General features: G+C 60.8%; 22 protein-coding genes. 10 read left to right on the plus strand and 12 right to left on the minus strand.

Features of this window, described 5'->3' with window-relative positions:
- Positions 1-76 precede the first annotated feature (76 nt).
- A complete protein-coding gene (gene polA / locus DK870_RS09290; RefSeq protein WP_161548496.1) occupies positions 77-2,860 on the minus strand; it encodes a DNA polymerase I in 2,784 nt (927 codons plus the stop codon).
- Positions 2,861-2,934: 74 nt separating this feature from the next.
- Between polA and DK870_RS09295 the strand changes: the two genes are divergently transcribed.
- Together DK870_RS09295 and DK870_RS09300 are read left to right on the plus strand one after the other, a co-directional pair.
- Complete coding sequence (locus DK870_RS09295) at positions 2,935-3,225, plus strand: DUF2782 domain-containing protein (protein ID WP_060756492.1); 291 nt, start codon at positions 2,935-2,937, stop codon at positions 3,223-3,225.
- Between the two features lie 56 nt (positions 3,226-3,281).
- Positions 3,282-4,235, plus strand: coding sequence for a homoserine kinase (locus tag DK870_RS09300; RefSeq protein ID WP_161548497.1), 954 nt, complete (start codon positions 3,282-3,284; stop codon positions 4,233-4,235).
- Positions 4,236-4,298: 63 nt separating this feature from the next.
- Here DK870_RS09300 and DK870_RS09305 read toward each other — a convergent pair whose 3' ends face one another.
- Positions 4,299-5,219: a zinc ABC transporter substrate-binding protein gene (locus DK870_RS09305; RefSeq protein WP_372241669.1), complete on the minus strand. Its 921-nt coding sequence runs from the start codon at positions 5,217-5,219 to the stop codon at positions 4,299-4,301.
- Positions 5,220-5,286: 67 nt separating this feature from the next.
- On the opposite strand from DK870_RS09305, the gene DK870_RS09310 reads away from it, so the two are divergent.
- The 4 genes from DK870_RS09310 to DK870_RS09325 are packed head-to-tail and all read left to right on the plus strand — an operon-like array spanning position 5,287 to position 8,092.
- Positions 5,287-5,769, plus strand: coding sequence for a Fur family transcriptional regulator (locus DK870_RS09310; RefSeq protein WP_060756495.1), 483 nt, complete (start codon positions 5,287-5,289; stop codon positions 5,767-5,769).
- Positions 5,769-6,554, plus strand: a complete 786-nt coding sequence (gene znuC, locus DK870_RS09315; protein WP_161548498.1) for a zinc ABC transporter ATP-binding protein ZnuC — start codon at positions 5,769-5,771, stop codon at positions 6,552-6,554. Before DK870_RS09310 ends, znuC begins: the two co-directional genes overlap by 1 nt.
- Entirely contained in the window at positions 6,547-7,335 is a 789-nt protein-coding gene (gene znuB / locus DK870_RS09320) for a zinc ABC transporter permease subunit ZnuB (RefSeq protein ID WP_060756497.1), read from the plus strand. The genes znuC and znuB overlap by 8 nt, the downstream gene beginning before the upstream one ends.
- 37 nt (positions 7,336-7,372) lie before the next feature.
- Positions 7,373-8,092, plus strand: coding sequence for a PA5502 family lipoprotein (locus tag DK870_RS09325; protein WP_161548499.1), 720 nt, complete (start codon positions 7,373-7,375; stop codon positions 8,090-8,092).
- 90 nt (positions 8,093-8,182) lie between these two features.
- On the opposite strand, the gene katE is transcribed toward DK870_RS09325, so the two are convergent.
- A complete protein-coding gene (gene katE, locus DK870_RS09330; RefSeq protein WP_104995109.1) occupies positions 8,183-10,324 on the minus strand; it encodes a catalase HPII in 2,142 nt (713 codons plus the stop codon).
- Positions 10,325-10,589: 265 nt separating this feature from the next.
- Here katE and DK870_RS09335 point away from each other — a divergent pair, with 265 nt between their 5' ends.
- The 3 genes from DK870_RS09335 to DK870_RS09345 are packed head-to-tail and all read left to right on the plus strand — an operon-like array spanning position 10,590 to position 13,094.
- The gene (locus tag DK870_RS09335) at positions 10,590-11,597 is read left to right on the plus strand and encodes a methionine ABC transporter ATP-binding protein (protein ID WP_161548500.1); all 1,008 of its coding nucleotides are present in this window, start codon (positions 10,590-10,592) and stop codon (positions 11,595-11,597) included.
- Positions 11,597-12,271 (plus strand): methionine ABC transporter permease, encoded by a 675-nt coding sequence (locus tag DK870_RS09340; protein WP_060756501.1) that lies wholly within the window; start codon positions 11,597-11,599, stop codon positions 12,269-12,271. Before DK870_RS09335 ends, DK870_RS09340 begins: the two co-directional genes overlap by 1 nt.
- Positions 12,272-12,320: 49 nt before the next feature.
- The gene (locus DK870_RS09345; protein WP_161548501.1) at positions 12,321-13,094 is read left to right on the plus strand and encodes a MetQ/NlpA family ABC transporter substrate-binding protein; all 774 of its coding nucleotides are present in this window, start codon (positions 12,321-12,323) and stop codon (positions 13,092-13,094) included.
- A 65-nt stretch (positions 13,095-13,159) separates the two neighbouring features.
- On the opposite strand, the gene DK870_RS09350 is transcribed toward DK870_RS09345, so the two are convergent.
- From DK870_RS09350 to DK870_RS09370, 5 genes are read right to left on the minus strand one after another with little or no spacing between them, the layout of a single operon-like run.
- Positions 13,160-13,795, minus strand: a complete 636-nt coding sequence (locus tag DK870_RS09350) for an SCO family protein (protein ID WP_090367723.1) — start codon at positions 13,793-13,795, stop codon at positions 13,160-13,162.
- A complete protein-coding gene (cyoE, locus tag DK870_RS09355) occupies positions 13,792-14,691 on the minus strand; it encodes a heme o synthase (protein WP_161548502.1) in 900 nt (299 codons plus the stop codon). The genes DK870_RS09350 and cyoE overlap by 4 nt, the downstream gene beginning before the upstream one ends.
- Complete coding sequence (locus tag DK870_RS09360; RefSeq protein WP_161548503.1) at positions 14,679-15,758, minus strand: heme A synthase; 1,080 nt, start codon at positions 15,756-15,758, stop codon at positions 14,679-14,681. Before DK870_RS09360 ends, cyoE begins: the two co-directional genes overlap by 13 nt.
- Before the next feature lie 10 nt (positions 15,759-15,768).
- Positions 15,769-16,353 carry a hypothetical protein gene (locus DK870_RS09365; protein ID WP_060756506.1) on the minus strand — a complete coding sequence of 195 codons (585 nt, stop codon included), beginning with the start codon at positions 16,351-16,353 and terminating at the stop codon, positions 15,769-15,771.
- A complete protein-coding gene (locus DK870_RS09370; protein WP_104996190.1) occupies positions 16,319-17,083 on the minus strand; it encodes an SURF1 family protein in 765 nt (254 codons plus the stop codon). Before DK870_RS09370 ends, DK870_RS09365 begins: the two co-directional genes overlap by 35 nt.
- Before the next feature lie 33 nt (positions 17,084-17,116).
- On the opposite strand from DK870_RS09370, the gene DK870_RS09375 reads away from it, so the two are divergent.
- Complete coding sequence (locus DK870_RS09375) at positions 17,117-17,320, plus strand: twin transmembrane helix small protein (protein ID WP_060756508.1); 204 nt, start codon at positions 17,117-17,119, stop codon at positions 17,318-17,320.
- Positions 17,321-17,326: 6 nt separating this feature from the next.
- Here the strand turns inward: DK870_RS09375 and DK870_RS09380 are convergent, their stop codons facing one another.
- The 4 genes from DK870_RS09380 to coxB form a co-directional block, all read right to left on the minus strand.
- The gene (locus DK870_RS09380) at positions 17,327-18,214 is read right to left on the minus strand and encodes a cytochrome c oxidase subunit 3 (protein WP_060756509.1); all 888 of its coding nucleotides are present in this window, start codon (positions 18,212-18,214) and stop codon (positions 17,327-17,329) included.
- Positions 18,215-18,249: 35 nt separating this feature from the next.
- A complete protein-coding gene (locus DK870_RS09385; RefSeq protein WP_060756510.1) occupies positions 18,250-18,801 on the minus strand; it encodes a cytochrome c oxidase assembly protein in 552 nt (183 codons plus the stop codon).
- 132 nt (positions 18,802-18,933) lie between these two features.
- Entirely contained in the window at positions 18,934-20,517 is a 1,584-nt protein-coding gene (gene ctaD, locus DK870_RS09390) for a cytochrome c oxidase subunit I (RefSeq protein ID WP_060756511.1), read from the minus strand.
- Between the two features lie 58 nt (positions 20,518-20,575).
- Positions 20,576-21,703 (minus strand): cytochrome c oxidase subunit II, encoded by a 1,128-nt coding sequence (gene coxB / locus DK870_RS09395; RefSeq protein ID WP_060756512.1) that lies wholly within the window; start codon positions 21,701-21,703, stop codon positions 20,576-20,578.
- Positions 21,704-21,962 lie beyond the last annotated feature (259 nt).

Consider the following 21,962-nt stretch of genomic DNA (forward strand, 5'->3'; position numbering starts at 1 on the left):
CTATTGGAAATAACCCGTATCGATTTCTGATCTAAAGCGCCCTGCCATCACGGTTGGTGATGGCAGAGCCGCCAAATCAGTGCGCCTCGTCCCAGTTATCGCCCACTCCCACATCCACCACCAACGGCACATCCAATTGCGCCGCCGCACTCATGTGTTCGCGGATCTTTTCGCTGACTTGCGCCACCAGGTCTTCACGCACCTCAAGCACCAGTTCGTCGTGCACCTGGAGGATAACCTTGGCATCCAGACCCGATTCCGTCAGCCAGTCATCCACCCGCACCATGGCTTTCTTGATGATGTCCGCCGCAGTGCCTTGCATCGGCGCGTTGATCGCCGTGCGCTCGGCGGCTGCGCGGTCCTGGGGTTTATTGGAGTTGATGTCGGGCAAATACAGCCGACGCCCGAAGAAGGTTTCTACATAGCCCTGGTCGGCAGCCTGGGCGCGGGTGCGCTCCATATATTCGCGAACGCCCGGGTAACGTGCGAAGTACACATCGATGTAGGCCTTGGCGGTCTTGGTATCGACTCCAATATCCTTGCCGAGCTTCTGCGCCCCCATCCCGTAGATCAGGCCAAAGTTGATCGCCTTGGCACTGCGACGCTGGTCGGACGTGACCTCGGCCAACTCGACCTTGAACACCTCGGCGGCCGTCGCCGTATGCACGTCCAGGTTGTTGCGGAAGGCGTTCATCAGGCCCTCGTCCTTGGACAAGTGCGCCATGATCCGCAATTCGATCTGGGAATAATCCGCCGCCAGCAGTTTGTAGCCCTTGGGCGCGACGAATGCCTGGCGAATCCGCCGCCCTTCGGCGGTGCGCACCGGTATGTTCTGCAGGTTCGGATCGCTGGAAGACAAACGCCCGGTTGCCGCCACCGCCTGGTGATAAGACGTGTGAATGCGCCCGGTGCGTGGGTTGATCTGCTCCGGCAGCCGGTCGGTATAGGTGCTTTTGAGCTTGCTCATGCTGCGGTACTGCATCAGCACCTTGGGCAACAGGAAGTCATCTTCGGCCAGCTTGGCCAGTACTTCTTCAGCCGTCGACGCCTGGCCTTTGCCGGTCTTCTTCAATACCGGCAGGCCCAGTTTCTCGTAGAGAATCGCCCCTAGCTGCTTGGGCGAACCCAGGTTGAAAGCCTCACCGGCGATCTCGAACGCCTGACGCTCCAGCTCGACCATCTTGTTGCCCAGCTCGATGCTCTGAACGCCCAGCAGATCCTTATCCACCAAGGCCCCCTGACGCTCGATCCGCGCCAACACCGGCACCAGTGGAATCTCGATGTCGGTCAATACGCCGGCCAGGCTTGGAATGGCCGCCAGTTGCGCATGCAGCGCCTGATGCAAACGCAATGTCACATCGGCATCTTCCGCCGCGTAAGGACCGGCTTGTTCAAGCGGGATCTGGTCGAATGTCAGCTGCTTGGCGCCCTTGCCGGCGATGTCCTGGAAACTGACGGTGTCGTAGTCCAGGTACTTCTTGGCCAGGCTGTCCATGTCGTGCCGGGTTGCCGTGGAGTTGAGCACATAGGATTCGAGCATGGTGTCGAAGGCGATACCACGTACGGTAATGCCCTGCGCCGGGTCGCCACCGATGGCGCAGTTGGCCAGGATGTTCATGTCGAACTTGGCGTGCTGGCCGACCTTGAGCTTGGTTGGATCCTCCAGCAATGGTTTCAACGCGAGCAACACGCTGTCGCGATCCAGCTGCGGCGGCGCGCCGATGTAGGAATGCGTCAACGGAATGTACGCGGCTTCATGGGGCTGCACCGCGAATGAAACCCCGACCAACTGCGCCTGCTGGGCGTCGATGCCGGTGGTTTCGGTATCGAACGCGAACAACTTCGCGTCATTGAGCTTCTTCAGCCAGACATCGAAGGTCGCCTGGTCAAGGATTGTGGTGTAACGCGCCTCGACAGGCGCAACCACCACCGCCTCCACAACGGCTTCAGCAACGGGCGCCGTGTTGAGTTCCACGCGCTTGGCATCACGCTGGATCTCGTCGAACCAGCTCTTGAACTCCAGCAGCGTGTACAGCTCCAGCAGCTTTTCACGATCGGGTTCGATCAGGTGCAGGTCTTCCAGGCCGACGTGCAGCGGCACATCACACTTGATCGTCGCCAGTTGGTAAGAAAGGAACGCCATCTCCTTATGCTCTTCCAACTTGGCCGGCAGGGTCTTGGCCCCACGGATCGGCAGGGTCGGCACGATATCCAACTGCTCATACAGCTCTTTGATCCCGCCATTCACGCCCACCAGCAAGCCTGAAGCGGTCTTCGGACCAATACCCGGAACGCCCGGAATGTTGTCAGACGAATCCCCCATCAAAGCCAGATAGTCGATGATCTGCTCCGGAGCGACGCCAAATTTCTCCTTTACGCCTTCGATGTCCATCGAACTACCGGTCATGGTATTGACCAAGGTAATGTGCCCATCGACCAACTGCGCCATGTCTTTGTCACCGGTGGAAATCACCACCGGTCGGTTGGCCGCTGCGCTGCTGCGGGCCAGGGTGCCGATCACGTCATCGGCCTCGACGCCTTCGACGCACAACAGCGGGAAGCCCAGGGCAATCACGCTCTGGTGCAGCGGCTCGATCTGCAGGCGCATGTCATCGGGCATGCTCGGGCGATTGGCCTTGTATTCGGCGTACATGTCATCGCGAAAAGTCCCACCCTTGGCGTCAAACACCACGGCGAAAGGGCTGTCCGGGTACTGCTTGCGCAGGCTTTTGAGCATGTTCAACACGCCCTTGACCGCACCGGTCGGCAGGCCTTTGGAAGTGGTGAGCGGTGGCAGCGCGTGGAACGCGCGATACAGATAAGAAGAACCGTCCACCAGGACGAGGGGGGCTTGGCTCATGAGCAGGATCAACCTTTTCGGCGGGTCAGGCGCTAGAATAGCCGGACCAATGACGACAAAGGGACAAGGTTATCATGCGTACATTCAATCGCCTGCTCCTCACTGGCTTGATTGCACTCGCTCCGATGGCTGCCATGGCGGCAGACAGCGCCCCTTCGGGCGATCCGGAAGTTACCATTCGCACGGAAGGCGACAGAACCATCCAGGAGTACCGCCAAAACGGTTTCCTGTACGCAATCAAGGTCACTGTAAAGGGCGCCCCACCGTATTTCCTGGTGCGCGCGGACGGAACCGACGCGAACTTCATCCGCTCTGACCAGCCGGATATGCTGATCCCGTCATGGAAGATCTTCGAATGGAAATGATTTCTTAACTTCAATTGGCGCCGCACATCGCGGCGCCCGTACTGGCAGTTTTAACCATGTCTGTGTTTACCCCCCTGGCTCGGCCCGAGCTGGAAACCTTTCTCGCCCCTTATGGGCTCGGCCGCCTGCTTGATTTCCAGGGGATTGCCGCTGGCAGCGAAAACACCAATTTCTTTATCAGCCTGGAACAGGGCGAATTCGTCCTGACCCTGGTTGAGCGCGGCCCCGTCGCGGAGATGCCGTTCTTCATCGAGTTGCTCGACGTGCTCCACGACGCTGACCTGCCAGTGCCCTATGCGCTGCGCACCACCGACGGCGTCGCCCTGCGCACGCTGGCCGGCAAACCGGCGCTGCTGCAACCGCGCCTGGCCGGCAAGCACATCAAGGACGCCAACGCCCAGCATTGCGCCCAGGTCGGTGACTTGCTGGGCCACCTGCACCTGGCCACCCAAGGCGAGAAGGTGCTGGAACGCAAGACCGATCGCGGGCTGGAGTGGATGCTCAGTGAAGGGGCACAGCTGATTTCGCACTTGAACGAAGCGCAGCAAAGCTTGCTGCAAGCGGCATTGAGCGAGATCGACGCCCACAAGGCCGAGATCCTGGCCTTGCCACGCGCCAACGTGCACGCCGACCTGTTCCGCGACAATGCGATGTTTGAAGGCACGCATCTCACAGGATTGATCGACTTCTACAACGCCTGCTCCGGCCCGATGCTGTACGACGTGGCGATCGCCCTGAATGACTGGTGCTCGGATGCGCAAGGCGTGATTGATGGGCCGCGTGCCCGCGCACTGCTGGGCGCCTACGCGAGCCTGCGGCCGTTCACGGCGAAGGAGGCCGAATTGTGGCCGACGATGTTACGGGTGGCTTGTGTGCGGTTCTGGCTGTCACGGCTGATCGCCGCTGAGTCGTTTGCCGGGCAGGATGTGCTGATTCACGACCCCGCCGAGTTCGAGCACCGCTTGGCGCAGCGCCAGCAGGTCACGATCCAACTGCCGTTCGCCCTTTAAAAGACCCACTCGGTCAAAAAATGTGGGAGCAAGCCCGCTCCCACATGGGTTTTGCGTCAACCGTCAGAGCGACTCCAGGCACCCAGCCAAATCATTACCCAGCTTCTCCAGCACCTGCTCGTACCCTTGAGCCGTGGCCGGTGTGTAGCCGCCCAATGCATCCAACTCCGCCAACTTCACCGGCAGGCCGGCCACCAGCGTCTCAGCCAAACGCGGACGCAATGGCGGCTCACTGAACACACATGTCTTGCCCACTTCCTGAAGGCGCGTGCGCATCGCCGCGACGTGCTGGGCACCCGGCTGCACTTCGGCAGCCACGCTGAACACACCGGTGTGCTTGAGCCCATAGGCATCTTCGAAGTAATCAAAGGCCTCATGGAACACGAAGTAGGGTTTGTCGCCGATGGTCGCCAGGCGAGCCTTCAATCGTGCGTCCAACGCATCCAGACGCTCATCGAAAGCCTTCACGTTACTCTGATAACGCGCGGCATTGGCCGGGTCGGCAGCGCTGAGATCAGCAGCCATGCGTGCCGCAATCACCCGCGCGTTGACCGTCGATAGCCACAGGTGCGCATCCAGGTTGCCCGGGCGATGATCGTGGTCATGTTCGTCGGCTTCGTCAGCGTGGGAGTGGCTATCTTCGGCGAAACGACGCAGCTTCATGCCTGGAAGATCCTGTACCGCGACGGTCGGCAGGCTACGTCCCTTGAGCACACGCGGCAGGAAGCTCTCCATGTCCGGGCCGATCCAATACAGCAGGTCCACCGACTGTACGCGCCGTACGTCGGATGGGCGCAAGGCATAGTTATGCGGCGATGCACCAGGCGGCAACAAGACCTCCGGGATCGCCACGCCATCCTGCACGGCGGCGGCAATCAACTGCAACGGCTTGATGCTGGTCAACACCTTGACCTCAGCCTGAGCGGCTGCGGTAACGAACAAACTGGTGACAAATACGACAAAAACGGGAAAAAGTCGGAACACGATGACCACTCGATGGCGTAGGAACGGGTAACATAATAACGTCTCTATCAAATGTCTGTCGCCGCTCATGCCTAAAACACCGCTTGCCAGCCGTCCCCACGACCACTCCCACTGCGTGCATACCGCGCTGTCGGAAGCCGACACCCTGTGTACGCAGAAGGGCCTGCGCCTGACCGCATTGCGCCGTCGGGTGCTGGAACTGGTGTGGCAAAGCCACAAGCCGCTGGGCGCCTACGACATTCTTGGCGTGCTCAGCGAGCAGGACGGCCGCCGCGCCGCGCCGCCGACCGTATACCGCGCGCTGGACTTCCTGCTGGAAAACGGCTTGGTGCATCGCATCGCCTCCCTCAACGCCTTTGTCGGCTGCAGCCATCCGGAGCACGCGCATCAAGGCCAGTTCCTGATCTGCCGGGAGTGCCACGCCGCCATCGAGCTTGAACAGAAGAGCATCAGCGACGCCATCATCCAGAGCTCCGCCGACGTCGGCTTCAAGGTTGAAGGGCAAACGGTCGAAGTGGTCGGGCTCTGCTCGGGTTGCCAGGGGGCTTGATGAGCAACGCGTTAATCCGCCTGGAACAGGTCACGGTCACGTTCGCCGGGCAAAACGTACTGGATAACATCCCGCTGAGCGTCGAGCCCGGGCAGATCGTCACGCTGATCGGCCCCAATGGCGCGGGCAAGACCACCCTGGTGCGTGCCGTGCTCGGTTTGCTCAAGCCCGACAGCGGCCGTGTATGGCGCAAACCCAAGCTGCGTGTCGGCTACATGCCGCAGAAGCTGCACGTCGATCCGACGCTGCCCCTGTCGGTACTGCGCTTTCTGCGCCTGGTGCCCGGTGTCGACCGTACCCGCGCGCTGGCCGCGCTCAAGGAGGTCGGCGCCGAGCAGGTCATCGACAGCCCGGTGCAAAGCATCTCCGGCGGCGAAATGCAGCGCGTCTTGCTGGCCCGCGCCCTGTTGCGCGAGCCCGAACTGCTGGTACTGGACGAACCTGTACAAGGCGTCGACGTCGCAGGCCAGGCCGAGCTGTACAGCCTGATCACCCGCCTGCGCGACCGCCATGGCTGCGGCGTGCTGATGGTCTCCCACGACCTGCACCTGGTGATGAGCACCACCGACCAAGTGGTGTGCCTCAACCGCCATGTGTGCTGCTCCGGCCACCCGGAGCAGGTCAGCGGCGACCCGGCCTTCGTCGAGTTGTTCGGCAAGAACGCGCAGAGCCTGGCGATCTACCACCACCATCACGATCATGCCCATGACTTGCATGGCGCCGTCGTGACTGATCCGGCCAAACCTCATACCCACGTTCATGGAGATAGCTGCAAGCATGGCTGATTTTCTGCTCTACGCCCTGCTGGCAGGCTTGGCTTTGGCATTGGTGGCGGGCCCATTGGGCTCGTTCGTGGTCTGGCGGCGCATGGCCTATTTCGGCGACACCCTGTCCCACGCCGCCCTGCTGGGCGTCGCCTTGGGCTTTTTGCTGGATGTGAGCCCGACCCTCGCCGTCACCGTGGGCTGCCTGCTGCTGGCGGTCCTGCTGGTGACGCTGCAACAACGCCAGCCACTGGCCTCCGACACGCTACTGGGCATCCTGGCGCCAAGCACCCTATCCCTGGGCCTGGTGGTACTGAGCTTCATGCACGAAGTACGCATCGACCTGATGGCCTACCTGTTTGGCGATCTGCTGGCGATCAGCCCCGGCGACCTTGCCTGGATACTAGGCGGCAGCGCCGTCGTACTGGTTTTGCTGGTAACCCTGTGGCGCCCGTTACTGGCGATCACAGTGCATGAAGAACTGGCCACGGTGGAAGGTTTGCCGGTGCCAGCCCTGCGCATGGCCCTGATGCTGTTGATCGCGGTGGTGATTGCTGTTGCGATGAAGATAGTCGGCGTATTGTTGATCACGTCGCTGCTGATCATTCCCGCCGCAGCCGCCCAGCGCCATGCCCGCTCCCCCGAGCAGATGGCCATCGGCGCCAGCCTGCTGGGGATGCTGGCAGTGTGCGGGGGCCTGGCGCTGTCCTGGTTCAAGGACACGCCCGCAGGACCGTCGATTGTGGTAACGGCGGCCGCCCTGTTTCTGCTGAGTTTTGTCCTGCCCCGTCGAGGGGTGTAGACTTGCTCGCTTTTTGCGCAATTAGAGAGTCGCAGGAATGAAGCCGTTCAACGCCCGTTATCTGCTCCTTGCCGCATTTTCCCTGCTGCTGGGCGCCTGCCAAAGCACACCGCCGGCCGCTCCCGCAGCCCCGGATGCGCGTGCCGTGGCCATCGCGCAACTGGAGCAAAACCTGGCCAGCAGCGAGCTGGCCACCGCTGAAGATCAACTCGCCGCATTGCAGGCCCAGTCGCCTGACGATCCGGCCCTGGAAACTTACCAACGCCAGCTGGCCGAAGCCTACCTGCAACGCAGCCAGATCGTCTTGCAAAAGGGTGACGTCAACGCCGCCGCCACGGCGCTGAGCCGTGCACGCGCATTGATGCCCAAGGCGCCCGCGCTGACCGGCGGCGTCAACAACGCCATCAGCCACGCCCGCAAAGCCGAGCTGGATAAAGCCGAAGCGGCGTTGAAAGCCGCCGAAACCAAGCCTGTCGCCAAAGTCATCGACCCGGCAGCCGAAAGCACGACCGTGGCGCTGAACCTCACCGACATAGAAGAACTTCGCCATCAACTGGATGCGATTGCCACCGACGTGGTGAATTACCAGTGCGACGTGAGCATTCAAGTGCCGCGCACCCAGGACTACCCATGGCTGTCCACCTTGCTGAGCAAACGGGTGAAGCGAATTGATTCGGGATATGACCTGAAGATCCACCGGCAGATTCTGAAAAGGATCCCGGCGCAGGTTGTGCTGATTCCGCGCAAAACCCAGTAAAAGCATCGGGAGCAAGCCCCCTCCCACACTTGAAAACTTCATCATTCAAGTGTGGGAGGGGGCTTGCTCCCGATAGCGTTCTGCGATCACTTAAGCCGGAATAGCCTTGGCCTTCGGTTCACGCTCCCACACCCGATGCTGGGCAATCGCGGCAAAAAACGCCTTGAATGCTTTTGCATCCGCTCCCACGATCAACCCCGCATCCACCTCAAGCTTGAGCAGCTCCAGCAAGGGCTTGGCATCACCGGCAACGGCAATCGCCTTCAGGTGCTTGTACGCTTCCAACAGGTAGTGCAACGCCACGCCATCCCCGCTCAGCGCCTTGATCGACTCCTTACCGCCCGGTACAAACACCGCATCAAACGCAATGGACGGCATGCCTTCCATCGACGCGTCTACCGCCAGGCTCTTACCATCAGCGGTCTTCACCGGTGCTGAAGTCGGCCCCAGCAACTTGGCGTGCGCACCTTCGGCTTCCAGCGCTGCCTTCAACGCCGCAATCGCCGCACCATCCACACCGTTAGCCGCCAGAATCGCGACTTTGCGCGTCTTGATATCGCCCGACAGCAGGTTCACCTGGCTCAAGGCCGGCGACACTTTCAACGACGCCTTACGTGGCGGCACCGTACCTTTGGTCGGCGCCGGCAAGCCCAGGTTCTGTGCAACGCGCTTGGCCAGTTCCAGGTCGATATTGGCCAGGATCTCATTCACCTGGCGAGCGCGGATAAACTCGCGCTCCACCTTGCCCAACTCGAAGCTGTAGGCCGCGATGATGTGCTCTTTCTCGTGATGGCTCATGCTGTTGAAAAACAGCGTGGCTTGCGAGAAGTGGTCACCAAACGACTCGCTGCGCTCACGTACCTTGTTGGCGTCGACGCGCTCGTAATAGCTTTCGAAACCACCATTCTCGGCAGCCGGAGGCGTTTCTTTCGGCCAACCTCCGTCAATCGAATTCGGTTCGTATGCGGCACGCCCCTTGTCGATCACCGTACGGTGTTGGGCATCGCGCTGGCCGTTATGGAAAGGCACGACCGGACGATTGATCGGCAATTCGTGAAAGTTCGGGCCACCGAGTCGGCTGATCTGAGTATCCGTGTAAGAAAACAGACGGCCTTGCAGCAACGGATCATTGGTGAAGTCGATACCCGGCACGATATGGCCTGGGCAAAAGGCGACCTGCTCGACTTCGGCAAAGAAGTTGTCCGGGTTGCGGTTGAGCACCATCTTGCCCAGCGGTGTCACCGGCACCAGTTCTTCGGGGATGATCTTGGTCGGGTCGAGCAGGTCGAAGTCAAACTTGTGCTCGTCCTCTTCGGCTACGATCTGCACGCCCAATTCCCATTCCGGGTAGTCGCCACTCTCAATCGCTTCCCACAGGTCGCGACGGTGGTAATCGGTATCTTTACCGGCAAGCTTTTGCGCCTCGTCCCACACCAGCGAGCAGGTGCCGACTTTCGGGTGCCAGTGGAACTTCACAAAGCTCGATTGACCTTCGGTGTTGATCATGCGGAAAGTATGAACGCCAAACCCCTGCATGGCGCGTAGGCTTTTCGGGATGGCGCGGTCGGACATGGCCCACAGCACCATGTGCGCCGACTCCGGCTGCAGCGAAACGAAATCCCAGAATGTATCGTGAGCCGAGCCACCGGTAGGAATCTCGTTGTGCGGCTCAGGCTTCACCGCGTGTACGAAGTCAGGAAACTTGATGGCGTCCTGTATGAAAAATACCGGCATGTTGTTGCCAACCAAATCGAAGTTGCCTTCGTCGGTAAAGAACTTCACGGCGAAGCCGCGCACATCGCGCACGGTGTCGCCCGAACCCCGAGGGCCTTGCACAGTGGAGAAGCGCACAAATACCGGGGTTTTATGCTCAGGATTGCGCAAAAACCCGGCCTTGCTCAGCGCCGAGTGGTTCTCATAAGTCTGGAAATAACCATGGGCCGCGGTACCCCGGGCATGCACGATGCGCTCCGGGATGCGTTCATGGTCAAAATGCGTGATCTTTTCACGCATGATGAAGTCTTCCAGCAACGAGGGGCCACGGGCGCCAACTTTCAGGGTGTTCTGGTTGTCGGCAATCTTCACACCCTGGTTGGTGCGCAGGGCCTGGCCGGTAGCATCGGAGCGAAACTCCTCCAGCGCTTGCAGCTTGGCGTTGGTATTGCCACGGTCCAGGGTGTCGGTCCCCGCAAGCTCACTCTTTGGCGGGGTGACTGGCTTTTTAGTACTCATCGGGCAAAAACTCCTTCTTAAGTGGCCAGAGCGATCCCCGGCTCTTCTAGAACAACCCCCAGGCACGGCACCTGGGGATTTCGAATTGCCTAAGTAGTGACTGATCCCTTTATGCACCGTTCCTTTTTTATGACCTTTGATCGCGTTATTGCCAAATCGCTGGTTGAATGCGAAATAAATGCTAAGAAACGCTATACGGACAGGCTAAAATGCGCGCCCGGCTAACCGCTGCTCCCTTTTCCATGCGCCCCACAAGGTTCGCTACGTGATCGAGTTTCATAACGTCCATAAAACCTACCGCGTCGCCGGTAAGGAAATCCCCGCCCTGCACCCCACCAGCCTGCGCGTCGAAAACGGCCAGGTATTCGGCCTGATTGGCCACTCCGGGGCGGGTAAAAGCACACTGCTGCGCCTGATCAACCGCCTGGAGCAACCCAGCGGCGGCCAAATTACTGTCGACGGTGAAGAAGTCACCGCCCTGGATGCCAACGGCCTGCGTCGTTTCCGCCAGCAAGTCGGGATGATCTTCCAACACTTCAACCTGCTGGCCTCCAAGACCGTCGCCGACAACGTGGCGCTGCCGCTGACCCTGGCCGGCGAATTGTCACGCAAGGACATCGACCTGCGCGTGGCCGAACTGCTCGCCCGCGTCGGCCTGTCGGACCACGCCAGGAAGTACCCGGCGCAGTTGTCCGGCGGCCAGAAGCAACGCGTCGGCATCGCCCGTGCCTTGGCGACCAAACCGAAAATCCTGCTGTGCGACGAAGCCACCAGTGCCCTCGACCCACAGACCACCGCTTCGGTGCTGCAACTGCTGGCCGAGATCAACCGCGAGCTGAAGCTGACCATCGTGCTGATCACCCATGAAATGGACGTGATCCGCCGCGTCTGCGACCAGGTGGCCGTGATGGACGCCGGTGTGATCGTCGAGCAAGGCTCGGTCGCCGAAGTGTTCCTGCACCCTCAGCACCCGACCACCAAGCGTTTCGTGCAGGAAGCCGATCAGATCGATGAAAGCGAGCAACGGGATGACTTTGCCCATGTACCGGGTCGAATCATTCGCCTGACGTTCCAGGGCGAAGCGACCTACGCGCCGCTGCTGGGCACCGTCGCTCGTGAAACCGGTGTGGACTACAGCATCCTTGCCGGTCGTATCGACCGCATCAAAGATATTCCCTATGGCCAACTGACCCTCGCCGTTACCGGCGGGGACATGGAAGCCGCTTTCGCCCGCTTTACTGCGGCAGACGTCCACATGGAGGTTCTGCGCTAATGGAAGTCCTGTTGAGTTTCTTCGCCAATATCGACTGGTCCGAAATCTGGCTCGCCACCGGCGACACCATGACCATGCTCTTCGGCTCGCTGTTCTTCACCGTACTGCTCGGCCTGCCGCTGGGCGTGCTGCTGTTCCTGTGCAGCCCGCGCCAACTGTTCGAACAGAAGGGCCTGTACGCGTTGCTGTCGTTGATCGTGAACATCCTGCGCTCGTTGCCGTTCATCATCCTGCTGATCGTGATGATCCCGTTCACGGTCCTGATCACCGGCACTTCGCTGGGTGTGGCCGGCGCGATTCCGCCACTGGTAGTAGGCGCTACGCCGTTCTTCGCACGCCTGGTGGAAACCGCCTTGCGTGAAGTGGACCGCGGCATCATCGAAGCCACCCAATCCATGGGCGCCAGCACACGCCAGATCATCACCAACGCGTTGCTGCCCGAAGCACGCCCCGGCATTTTCGCGGCGATTACGGTGACAGCAATTACACTGGTTTCCTACACCGCCATGGCCGGTGTGGTCGGCGCCGGTGGTTTGGGTGACCTGGCGATCCGCTTCGGCTACCAGCGTTTCCAGACCGATGTGATGGTGGTCACCGTGGTGCTGCTGTTGATCCTGGTGCAAATTCTGCAAACCGTCGGCGACAAGCTGGTGGTGCACTTTTCTCGAAAATAACGGCCATTGCCGGCCCTGCCGGCACATGCCCGAACAAGGAGCTTGCTGGATGAAAAAACTACTGGTTGCTTTCGCCGCCGTTGCCGCGTTTTCCGCCCATGCTGCCGAGACCCTCACGGTCGCCGCATCGCCGGTGCCACACGCAGAGATCCTCGAATTCGTGAAGCCGGCCCTGGCCAAGGAAGGCGTGGACCTGAACGTCAAGGTCTTCACCGACTATGTACAGCCGAACGTACAAGTGGCTGAAAAGCGCCTGGATGCCAACTTCTTCCAGCACCAGCCGTACCTGGACGAGTTCAACAAGGCCAAGGGCACTCACCTGGTGAGCGTCGGCGCGGTGCACCTGGAACCCCTGGGCGCCTACTCCAGCAAGCACAAAAAGCTGGAAGACCTGCCGGACGGTGCCAACGTGGTAATCCCGAACGACGCCACCAACGGCGGCCGCGCACTGTTGCTGCTGGCCAAGCACAACCTGATCACCCTGAAGGACCCGGCCAACATCCTGTCGACCATCAAGGACATCACCGCCAACCCCAAGCACCTGAAATTCCGCGAACTGGAAGCCGCCACCTTGCCGCGCGTGCTGACCCAGGTCGACCTGGCGCTGATCAACACCAACTACGCCCTGGAAGCCAAGCTGGACCCTTCCAAGGATGCGCTGGTGATCGAAGGCAACGACTCGCCTTACGTGAACATCCTGGTGACCCGTGAAGACAACAAGGACTCGGATGCGGTGAAGAAGCTGGTGGCAGCCCTGCACACGCCTGAAGTGAAAGCGTTCATTCTGGAGAAGTACAAGGGCGCGATTCTGCCGGCGTTCTGATCCAACCTAGTGATCGTTCCCACGCTCCGCGTGGGAAAGCAGCCCGGGACGCTCTGCGTCCCGCTTCATTTGCGCTGTAGCAAAACCGGCAACTGCGCCACCAGCTTCTGGTTGTTCAACGGCGCGCGAATAAACCCACGCTGCGTTCCATCCGGCCCGATCAGCGCCAGGTTGCCGCTGTGGTCGACGGTGTAGTTCGGCTTGCTGGTATCAGCCGGAATGAACGGAATGCTCACGGCATTCGAGACCTTCTGCACCTCCTCGACATTCGCGCCGGTCAGGCCTTGGAACTGCGGGTCGAAATAGCCCAGGTACTGTTTGAGCTGGGTCGGCGTATCGCGGTTCGGATCGACACTGACCAGGATCACCTGCAGCTTGTCCAGCGCCTCCTTGGGCAGTTCGCTCTTGATCTGACGCAGCTGCGCAAGGGTCGTCGGGCAGATGTCCGGGCAGAAGGTGTAGCCGAAGAACAGCAGGCTCCACTTGCCTTTCAATTCGTTGACCAGCACGGGCTGGCCGTCCTGATTGGTCATGGTCACCGGCGGCAACTGGCGACTCTGGGGCAGCAAGATGATGCCGGCGTCGATCAGCGCGGTAGGATCGCCCTGCCCCTTGCCCGAAAGCACTTTATTGACGGTCAGGCCCATGATCAACGCGACGATGGCCACCAGGATAAACACGGTTTTTTGAGTTCGGGTCATAGGTTCAACAGTAAGTAGTGGTCTACGAGCAGGGCGATAAACAGCAAAAACAGGTACCCGATAGAGTACTTGAAGGTGCTGATCGCCGCGTGCGGCTTGCTGCCACGGTACAGCACCCAGGCCCATTGCAGAAAGCGCCCGCCCAATACCAGCGCACAGGCCAGGTACAGCAGGCCGCTCATATGAATCACAAACGGCATCAAGCTCACCGCCAGCAAGGCAAAGGTATAGAGCAAGATATGCACCTTGGTGTAATGCTCGCCGTGGGTAACCGGCAGCATCGGGATATCGGCCTTGGCGTATTCCTCCTTGCGGTGAATGGCCAGGGCCCAGAAGTGTGGCGGGGTCCAGGCGAAGATAATCAACACCAGCAACAACGGTTCGGCGCTGACGTGCCCGGTGACGGCAACCCAGCCCAGCAGCGGCGGAGCTGCACCGGCCAGGCCGCCGATAACAATGTTTTGCGGGGTCGCACGCTTGAGAAAACCGGTGTAGATCACCGCGTAACCGAGCAACGAGGCCAACGTCAGCCACGCCGCCAGTGGGTTGGTAAACACCAGCAACAGAACCAGGCCAGCAACCGCCAGAAACAATGCAAAGGCCAACGCGGCCACTGGAGAGACCCGCCCCTCGGCTAATGGCCTTTTATGGGTGCGCGCCATCACCGCATCGATCCGTCGATCAACCACATGGTTGACCGCCGCCGCGCCACCGGCACACAGTGCAATGCCCAGGTTACCGAACACCAGCACCGTCCATGGCACACCCGCCCGGGTGGCGAGGAACATGCCCACCAGAGACGTGATGAGCATCAGCACCACTACCTTAGGCTTGGTCAGCTCCAGGTAGTCACGCCAGATCGCCTTATCGTGACGTGCGCCGATCAAGGCCGCCATGGCATTTCTCCCTTGAGCGTAATGAGGCCCGACACCTGTTTGCGCGCAATGAAGCGCCAACCGAACGGCAACTGATTGCGCACCTGAACCAGGCTGGTACGCGAGTGGTAATTGACCAGCACCAGCGTCAGCAACAACGCCGCGCCCCCTGCGTTATGCGCGACGGCCACCGGCAGCGGCAGATGGAAATACACGTTGCTCAGGCCCAGGCCGATTTGCGCCGCCAGGGCGATCAGCAGCAAGCCCGCCAGCCGGGTCATGCCCACGGCGCGCAACTGCCAGGCCAGACCGAATAACACCACCGCGACGATAACCGCGCCGATACGGTGGGTCAGGTGGATGGCCGTGCGCGCATCGCTATCAAGCTGCCCGCCCAGGTAGTTGGGGCCGATGTGCTGGGTCAGGTGAAAACCATTGGCAAAGTCCGCCGCCGGCCACCACTGGCCGTGGCACGTCGGCAGGTCGATACAGGCCACCGCCGCATAGTTGGAACTGACCCAGCCGCCCAGCGCGATCTGCCCTATCACCAGCACCAACCCTGCCGTTGCCCAATATTGCAGGCGCTTGGGCACGATCAACGCGGGCAACACGCCGGACAAGCGCAGGGTCAGCAGGAACAGCAGGCTCAGGGTCGCAAAGCCGCCCAGCAGATGGCCGGTGACCACCTGCGGCCACAGCTTCAATGTCACTGTCCACATACCGAATGCCGCTTGGGCGAACACCACCGTCAGCAAGAACAGCGGCAATTTTACCGGCTGGCCGGGGTCACGCCGATGGCTCCACGAACGCGCCGCCAACAGCACGATCAGCACGCCCAAGGTGCCGGCAAAGTAGCGATGAGTCATTTCGGCCCAGCCTTTGTCCGCCTCCACCGGCGTGTCGGGAAAATGCAGCTCGGCATGGGCCAACTGGGCTTCGGTCTTGGGCACGCTGATAAAGCCGTAGCAACCGGGCCAGTCCGGGCAACCCAGGCCGGCGTGGGTCAGGCGGGTGTAGGCACCCAACAGCACGACCAGCAGCGCCAGCAAGGTGGCAAACAACGCGAGGCGAAATCCAGGTTTGGCCATGACGATGCCCTTATCCGATGTTCGACAGTTTCAGCAGCAGGCGCAGGTCGTTGAGCAGGTCCTTGCCCTTGACCTTGGCGTCGTAGCGCAACACCAGGTTGCCGTGGGGATCGACGATCCACAGTTGCGCCTCACCCGGTGCGGCAGCATCTTTGGTGAAGGTCGACAGGTCCAGCGCGTAGCGCTGCAGTTGCGGGTACTCGGCCTTGAGTCTGGCCTCGTACTCAGCGCTCACCGGCTGGGCACTGGCCAGTGCGTGGCTGGCCCGGGAAGCATCGCGGCCCAGGCTGATTTGCAGCTGGCGCGCCAGGTAAACCAGTTGCCGGCAATCGTCGGCGCAGGGGGCGGGCGCGGTGACCAGCAGTTGCCAGCGCTCTTCATCCGCCTGCACGCCGATGTCGGCGCGGGTCTGGCCGTTGCCGATCATTTCACCGTGGTAGCTGCGACTGTCCGGCACCCAGAACTGCAACTTGTACATGAAGGTGGCCAGCACCATTGGCCCGATGACCATCATCAGGATCAACATCAGCTGCCAGCGGCCTTTGCGCCGGGCAGGGGCCTCAGACATGCTGGGTGGATTCATGGCCGCTCCCATGGGACTTCTCCTTCTTGTTGTGCCATCCGAGGTAGAGGTAAAGCGCCAGCAACGCCAGTGCCATGGCGAACCACTGCACGGCGTATCCCAAGTGTTTTTCCGGGCCCATGGCGACCACCGCCCAGGTGGTGTCGTACGTACCAGGGCCGGGCTCGGCGCGCAGCTCGTAGGCGAACCCGCTACGGCCCAACTCGGCCCACAACGCGGCGGGGTGCAGGGCGGTGAGCAGGCGCGGCCATCGCCGGGTTGCCGGGTCGGCCTGCAACTGAAAGGTTTCGCCAGGGGCGACGTATACCCAGGCGTCCAGATTCACAGGGTGTTCAGGTGTCGTGAAGACCGGCGGCGTGCGCCGATCCGGCCAGGGCAGCCAACCACGATTGAGCAGCAACCACAGGCCGCTGGCTTGGTCGTGAAACGGCTGCAGCAGTTCCACCCCCGCACGGCCGTCACGCATGCGGTTGTCGAGCAGCACGCTATGTTCGCCGTCGAGCTGACCACGCAAGCGAAAACGGTGGAAAGCGGGATCGGCCATATCACCAAGTTGCACGCCGCTGATCGGATCGGCCACACGCCGCTCGGCATACCGGTCCACCAGCAGCTGTTTTTCATGGCCGCGAGCCAACTGCCAGAACCCCAGGCCCACCATCAACGGCAGCAACACCAGCACCACCAACGTGGGAGCGATACCGGGGCGAAAGCGCGCGATGGCACTGGCTATACTGGTTTTCATCGCCCCTCCCTATAAACGCCCTGGAGCCAGACCATGCTCAAAGCCGCCATTGCCCTGATGCTGATAGCGACTGTCGTGAGCCTATTCAGTGGCTTGTTCTTTCTGGTCAAGGACGAGGGCCACTCCAACCGCCTCGTCACTGCGCTGACCGTGCGTGTCGTCCTGGCCGCAATCACCGTGGGCTTGATCGCCTGGGGCTTTTTCAGCGGCCAGCTGGTTTCTCATGCACCGTGGTAAGGCACCTCACAGCACATAAACGAAGAAAAAAAGGCCGATCCACACCACATCCACGAAATGCCAATACCAACTGGCCGCCTCGAAGCCGAACTGGTGCTCAGCATTGAAATGCCCACGCAAGATGCGCATCAGCATCACAAACAGAATCAGCGTGCCGATGGTCACGTGAGCGCCATGAAAGCCTGTGAGCATGAAGAAAGTTGCTCCATACACCCCCGAACCCAGGGTCAGGCCCAGCTCCTTATAGGCATGCATGTACTCCTCGGCCTGGAAGCCCAGGAACGCCCAACCCAGTAGCACGGTGAGCGCCAGCCACAATTTCAGCGCACCACGATGACCTTTACGCAACGCGTGATGGGCAATGGTGATGGTCACGCTGGAGCTGACCAGCAAGATCGTGTTCACCAGCGGCAAGCCCCACGGACTGATGGTGCCTTCCGGCGGCGGGAAGAGTTTCGGGTCCGGGTTGTTGAGCAGCGGCCAGGTGAATTCGAAATTCGGCCACAACATGTGCGCGATGCCTTTATGACCTTCACCGCCCAGCCATGGGCCGGACATGTGGCGTACATAAAACAGCGCACCGAAGAACGCGATGAAGAACATCACCTCGGAGAAGATGAACCAGGTCATGCCCCAGCGAAACGAACGGTCCATCTGCGGGCTGTACAAACCGGCGCGACTTTCCTTGATCACCGCGCCGAACCAGCCGAACAGCATGTAGGCCAGCAGCAGGCCACCGACGAAAAAGATCCACGGCCCGTGGGATTCCGGGCGCGCCGCCTTCAGGTCGTTGAACCACACGCCCAGGCCGTACACCGTGGTCAACATGCCAAACGTGGCAATTATGGGCCATTTGCTTTGCGCTGGTACGTAGTACGTATCATGAGACGACATGTATTCGCTCTCCTGATTGAGGGGGCAAACAGTAGCTAGCCGCCGCTGCGGACGGCCACCGGCGGCTGGCGCGCAGTGATGTCAAACAGCGTGTACGCCAGGGTCAGATGCTTTACATCCTTGGGCATCGCCCGGTCGACGATGAAGCGCACCGGCATCTCGATACGCTCACCTGGCTGGAGCACCTGCTGGGTAAAGCAAAAGCATTCGGTCTTATGGAAATACATCGCCGCTTCGGCCGGCGAAATGCTCGGCACCGCCTGGGCGGTCATGGCTTTGTCGGTGGGGTTGTAGGCCACGAACAGCATCTCGGTGACCGCTCCAGGGTTGACCACCACCTCGTCAGCCTTGGAGTGAAACTCCCAGACCATATCGATCGCGTTGGTGGACAAGAACTGCACGCGCACTTGGCGCGTCGGATCGACCACCTGCTCGCCCTCGTACTGCCCGGCGGTCTTGCCGTTGATGCCGAACGCCTTGCACATCACGTCGTAAATCGGCACCAGGGCGAAGCCGAAAGCGAACATCGCCACCACCAGGATCAGCAGTCGCGTGACGAGGCGCTTGATTGGTACTGACTCAAGCATGGTGCACACCCAATGTGGGAGACGAGTTGCTCCCGATAGCGGTATCACTGCAAATAATAGTGTCGACTGGCACACCGCCATCGGGAGCAAGCCCCCTCCCACAGGGAGCTGGGTCGCAACACAGACGGGTGTTCATTTGACCTCCGGCGGCGTGGTGAAGGTGTGGTACGGCGCGGGTGAGGGGATACTCCACTCCAGGCCCTCGGCGCCTTCCCACGGCTTGGCCGGCGCAGGGGGGCCGCCGCGGATGCACTTGATCACGATGAACAGGAAGAAGATCTGCGTGGCGCCAAACATGAATGCACCGATGGACGACACCATGTTGAAATCGGCGAACTGCAGGTTGTAGTCCGGCACCCGGCGCGGCATGCCGGCCAGCCCGACGAAGTGCATCGGGAAAAACGCCATGTTCATGCCCACGAAGGACAGCCAGAAGTGCAGCTTGCCCAGGGTTTCGTCATACATGTGGCCGGTCCATTTCGGCAGCCAGTAATAGGCCGAGGCGAAGATGCCGAAGATCGCCCCAGGCACCAGTACGTAATGGAAGTGGGCCACCACAAAGTAGGTGTCGTGGTACTGGAAATCCGCCGGAGCGATTGCCAGCATCAGCCCGGAGAAACCGCCGATGGTGAATAGAATCACGAAGGCCACGGCGAACAGCATCGGCGTCTCGAAGGTCAGCGAGCCTTGCCACATGGTGCTGACCCAGTTGAACACCTTCACCCCCGTCGGCACGGCGATCAGCAGCGTGGCGTACATGAAGAACAACTCGCCCACCAACGGAATGCCGACCACGAACATGTGGTGCGCCCACACGATGAATGACAGGAACGCAATGCTCGCCGTGGCGTACACCATCGAGGTGTAGCCGAACAGCGGCTTGCGCGAGAAGGTCGGGATGATCGAGCTGACGGCGCCAAAGGCCGGCAGGATCATGATGTACACCTCGGGGTGGCCGAAGAACCAGAACACATGCTGGAACAACACCGGATCACCACCACCAGCGGCGCTGAAGAAGCTGGTGCCGAAGTGGATGTCCATCAGCATCATGGTCACGCAACCGGCCAGTACCGGCATCACCGCGATCAACAGGAACGCCGTGATCAGCCAGGTCCACACGAACAGCGGCATCTTCATCAGCGTCATGCCCGGCGCGCGCAGGTTGAGGATGGTGGCGACCACGTTGATCGCGCCCATGATCGAACTGACGCCCATCAGGTGGATGGCAAAAATGAAGAACGTCACGCTTTCCGGCGCGTAGGTGGTGGAGAGCGGGGCGTAGAAGGTCCAGCCGAAGTTCGGCCCGCCGCCCGGGGTGAACAGCGTCGAGACCAGCAGCAGGAACGCCGCCGGCAGCAGCCAGAAGCTGAAGTTGTTCATGCGCGGCAGGGCCATGTCCGGCGCGCCGATCATCAGCGGGATCATCCAGTTGGCCAGGCCGACGAAGGCCGGCATCACCGCGCCGAACACCATGATCAAGCCATGCATGGTGGTCATCTGATTGAAGAACGCCGGTTGCACAATCTGCAGGCCCGGCTGGAACAACTCGGCACGGATCACCATGGCGAACGAGCCGCCGAGCAGGAACATGGTGAAGGCGAACCACAGGTACAAGGTGCCGATGTCTTTGTGGTTGGTGGTCAGCACCCAGCGCATCAGCCCCTTGGCGGGGCCGTGGGCATGGTCGGTATGACCATGGTCGATCACAGTGCTCATGGCCGTTCTCCTGCACGCGAGTGGGCGGATGGGTTCAAGGCATACGCAGTGAGGGCAGTCATTGGCTTTGCGCCTGTTTCAGAGCCAGCACATCTTTGGGCGTGACCATGTCGCCTTTGTTATTGCCCCAGGCGTTGCGTTCGTAGGTCACCACGGCGGCGATATCCACTTCCGACAGCTGCTTGCCAAACGCAGCCATGGCGGTACCGGGCTTGCCGAAGTAGACGCGGTGCAGGTGGTCTTCCTTCGGCCCGGTGGCGATCGGCGAGCCTTTGAGTGCCGGGAACATCGGCGGCAAGCCCTGGCCTTCGGCCTGGTGACAGGCTACGCAAGTGGTGTGGTAGATCTTGTCGCCACGGGCCACCAGTTCGTCGAGCGTCCACTCTTTGGAGGTCAGTTCCTGCAGTTTGGCCGCTTCTGCTTTGCGTTCGCCAAGCCAGGTGTCGTAGTCGGCCTTGGATTTGACATCGACCACGATCGGCATGAAGCCGTGGTCCTTGCCGCACAGCTCAGCGCACTGGCCACGGTAGATGCCGGGCTTCTCGATACGGGTCCAGGCCTCGTTGACGAAGCCGGGGATGGCATCGCGCTTGACCGCAAAGGCCGGCACCCACCAGGAGTGGATCACGTCGGCAGCCGTCACCAGAAAGCGCACCTTGGCCCCCACTGGCAGCACCAGCGGCTGATCGACTTCCAACAGGTAATGCTCGCCCTTGGTGGCCTGGTTATGAATCTGCTCGGCGGGCGTGGCCAGGTTGCTGAAGAACTCCACATCCTGGCCCAGGTATTTGTAGTGCCACTTCCACTGATAGCCGGTGACCTGGATATCGATATCCGACTCACTGCTGTCATAGATGTTGATCAGGGTCTTGGTCGCCGGAATGGCCATGGCCACCAGGATCAGAAAGGGCACCACGGTCCAGAGAATCTCCACGGTCGTACTCTCGTGGAACTTCGCCGCCACCTGGCCGGTAGAGCGACGGTGCAGGATCATCGACCAGAACATCGCGCCAAACACGACGATGCCGATCACCACACAGATCCAGAAAATGGTCATGTGCAGGTCGAACACGGCGTGACTGACTTCAGTCGCCCCTGGCGCCATATTCGTTGTCCAGGCGGCGTGCGCCTGGCCGAATACCGACCACAACAGGAGGCCCATCCAAACATGTGGATGTCGCGTCATTGCGGGTTCCCCTTTATGTTTCTTGTTATCCCGCCGGTTTGCACCTGCGGCGAAGGGAGCGGCTTCCATACTGCTTACAACCGCCAAGCCTTGCCTGCTTCATGCAGTTGGGCGTCATCAGCTAATTGCGTACAAATCCGAGTATAGACAGCACCTGCAACCCCGCAATGTGTAGGGGCAAATCAACAAAAATCGACGGGCGGAGCTAATAAAACAGGGGGCGCAAACGTTTATCCGACGCGAAATGGCAATTCGATAT

The organism is Pseudomonas sp. Q1 (assembly GCF_009935975.1).
GTDB classification, from domain to species: Bacteria; Pseudomonadota; Gammaproteobacteria; order Pseudomonadales; family Pseudomonadaceae; genus Aquipseudomonas; species Aquipseudomonas palleroniana.

What these genes read in the sequence shown, in the direction of transcription:
- DK870_RS09360 (WP_161548503.1), bottom strand. Translation starts at nt 15,758, where the DNA reads ATGGCCAAACCTGGATTTCGCCTCGCGTTGTTTGCCACCTTGCTGGCG.
- DK870_RS09325 (WP_161548499.1), top strand. Translation starts at nt 7,373, where the DNA reads ATGAAGCCGTTCAACGCCCGTTATCTGCTCCTTGCCGCATTTTCCCTG.
- znuC (WP_161548498.1), top strand. Translation starts at nt 5,769, where the DNA reads ATGAGCAACGCGTTAATCCGCCTGGAACAGGTCACGGTCACGTTCGCC.
- cyoE (WP_161548502.1), bottom strand. Translation starts at nt 14,691, where the DNA reads ATGGCGGCCTTGATCGGCGCACGTCACGATAAGGCGATCTGGCGTGAC.
- DK870_RS09385 (WP_060756510.1), bottom strand. Translation starts at nt 18,801, where the DNA reads ATGCTTGAGTCAGTACCAATCAAGCGCCTCGTCACGCGACTGCTGATC.
- DK870_RS09350 (WP_090367723.1), bottom strand. Translation starts at nt 13,795, where the DNA reads ATGACCCGAACTCAAAAAACCGTGTTTATCCTGGTGGCCATCGTCGCG.
- DK870_RS09375 (WP_060756508.1), top strand. Translation starts at nt 17,117, where the DNA reads ATGCTCAAAGCCGCCATTGCCCTGATGCTGATAGCGACTGTCGTGAGC.
- coxB (WP_060756512.1), bottom strand. Translation starts at nt 21,703, where the DNA reads ATGACGCGACATCCACATGTTTGGATGGGCCTCCTGTTGTGGTCGGTA.
- katE (WP_104995109.1), bottom strand. Translation starts at nt 10,324, where the DNA reads ATGAGTACTAAAAAGCCAGTCACCCCGCCAAAGAGTGAGCTTGCGGGG.
- DK870_RS09370 (WP_104996190.1), bottom strand. Translation starts at nt 17,083, where the DNA reads ATGAAAACCAGTATAGCCAGTGCCATCGCGCGCTTTCGCCCCGGTATC.
- DK870_RS09295 (WP_060756492.1), top strand. Translation starts at nt 2,935, where the DNA reads ATGCGTACATTCAATCGCCTGCTCCTCACTGGCTTGATTGCACTCGCT.
- DK870_RS09380 (WP_060756509.1), bottom strand. Translation starts at nt 18,214, where the DNA reads ATGTCGTCTCATGATACGTACTACGTACCAGCGCAAAGCAAATGGCCC.
- DK870_RS09340 (WP_060756501.1), top strand. Translation starts at nt 11,597, where the DNA reads ATGGAAGTCCTGTTGAGTTTCTTCGCCAATATCGACTGGTCCGAAATC.
- DK870_RS09300 (WP_161548497.1), top strand. Translation starts at nt 3,282, where the DNA reads ATGTCTGTGTTTACCCCCCTGGCTCGGCCCGAGCTGGAAACCTTTCTC.
- DK870_RS09345 (WP_161548501.1), top strand. Translation starts at nt 12,321, where the DNA reads ATGAAAAAACTACTGGTTGCTTTCGCCGCCGTTGCCGCGTTTTCCGCC.
- ctaD (WP_060756511.1), bottom strand. Translation starts at nt 20,517, where the DNA reads ATGAGCACTGTGATCGACCATGGTCATACCGACCATGCCCACGGCCCC.
- DK870_RS09365 (WP_060756506.1), bottom strand. Translation starts at nt 16,353, where the DNA reads ATGGGAGCGGCCATGAATCCACCCAGCATGTCTGAGGCCCCTGCCCGG.
- polA (WP_161548496.1), bottom strand. Translation starts at nt 2,860, where the DNA reads ATGAGCCAAGCCCCCCTCGTCCTGGTGGACGGTTCTTCTTATCTGTAT.
- DK870_RS09310 (WP_060756495.1), top strand. Translation starts at nt 5,287, where the DNA reads ATGCCTAAAACACCGCTTGCCAGCCGTCCCCACGACCACTCCCACTGC.
- znuB (WP_060756497.1), top strand. Translation starts at nt 6,547, where the DNA reads ATGGCTGATTTTCTGCTCTACGCCCTGCTGGCAGGCTTGGCTTTGGCA.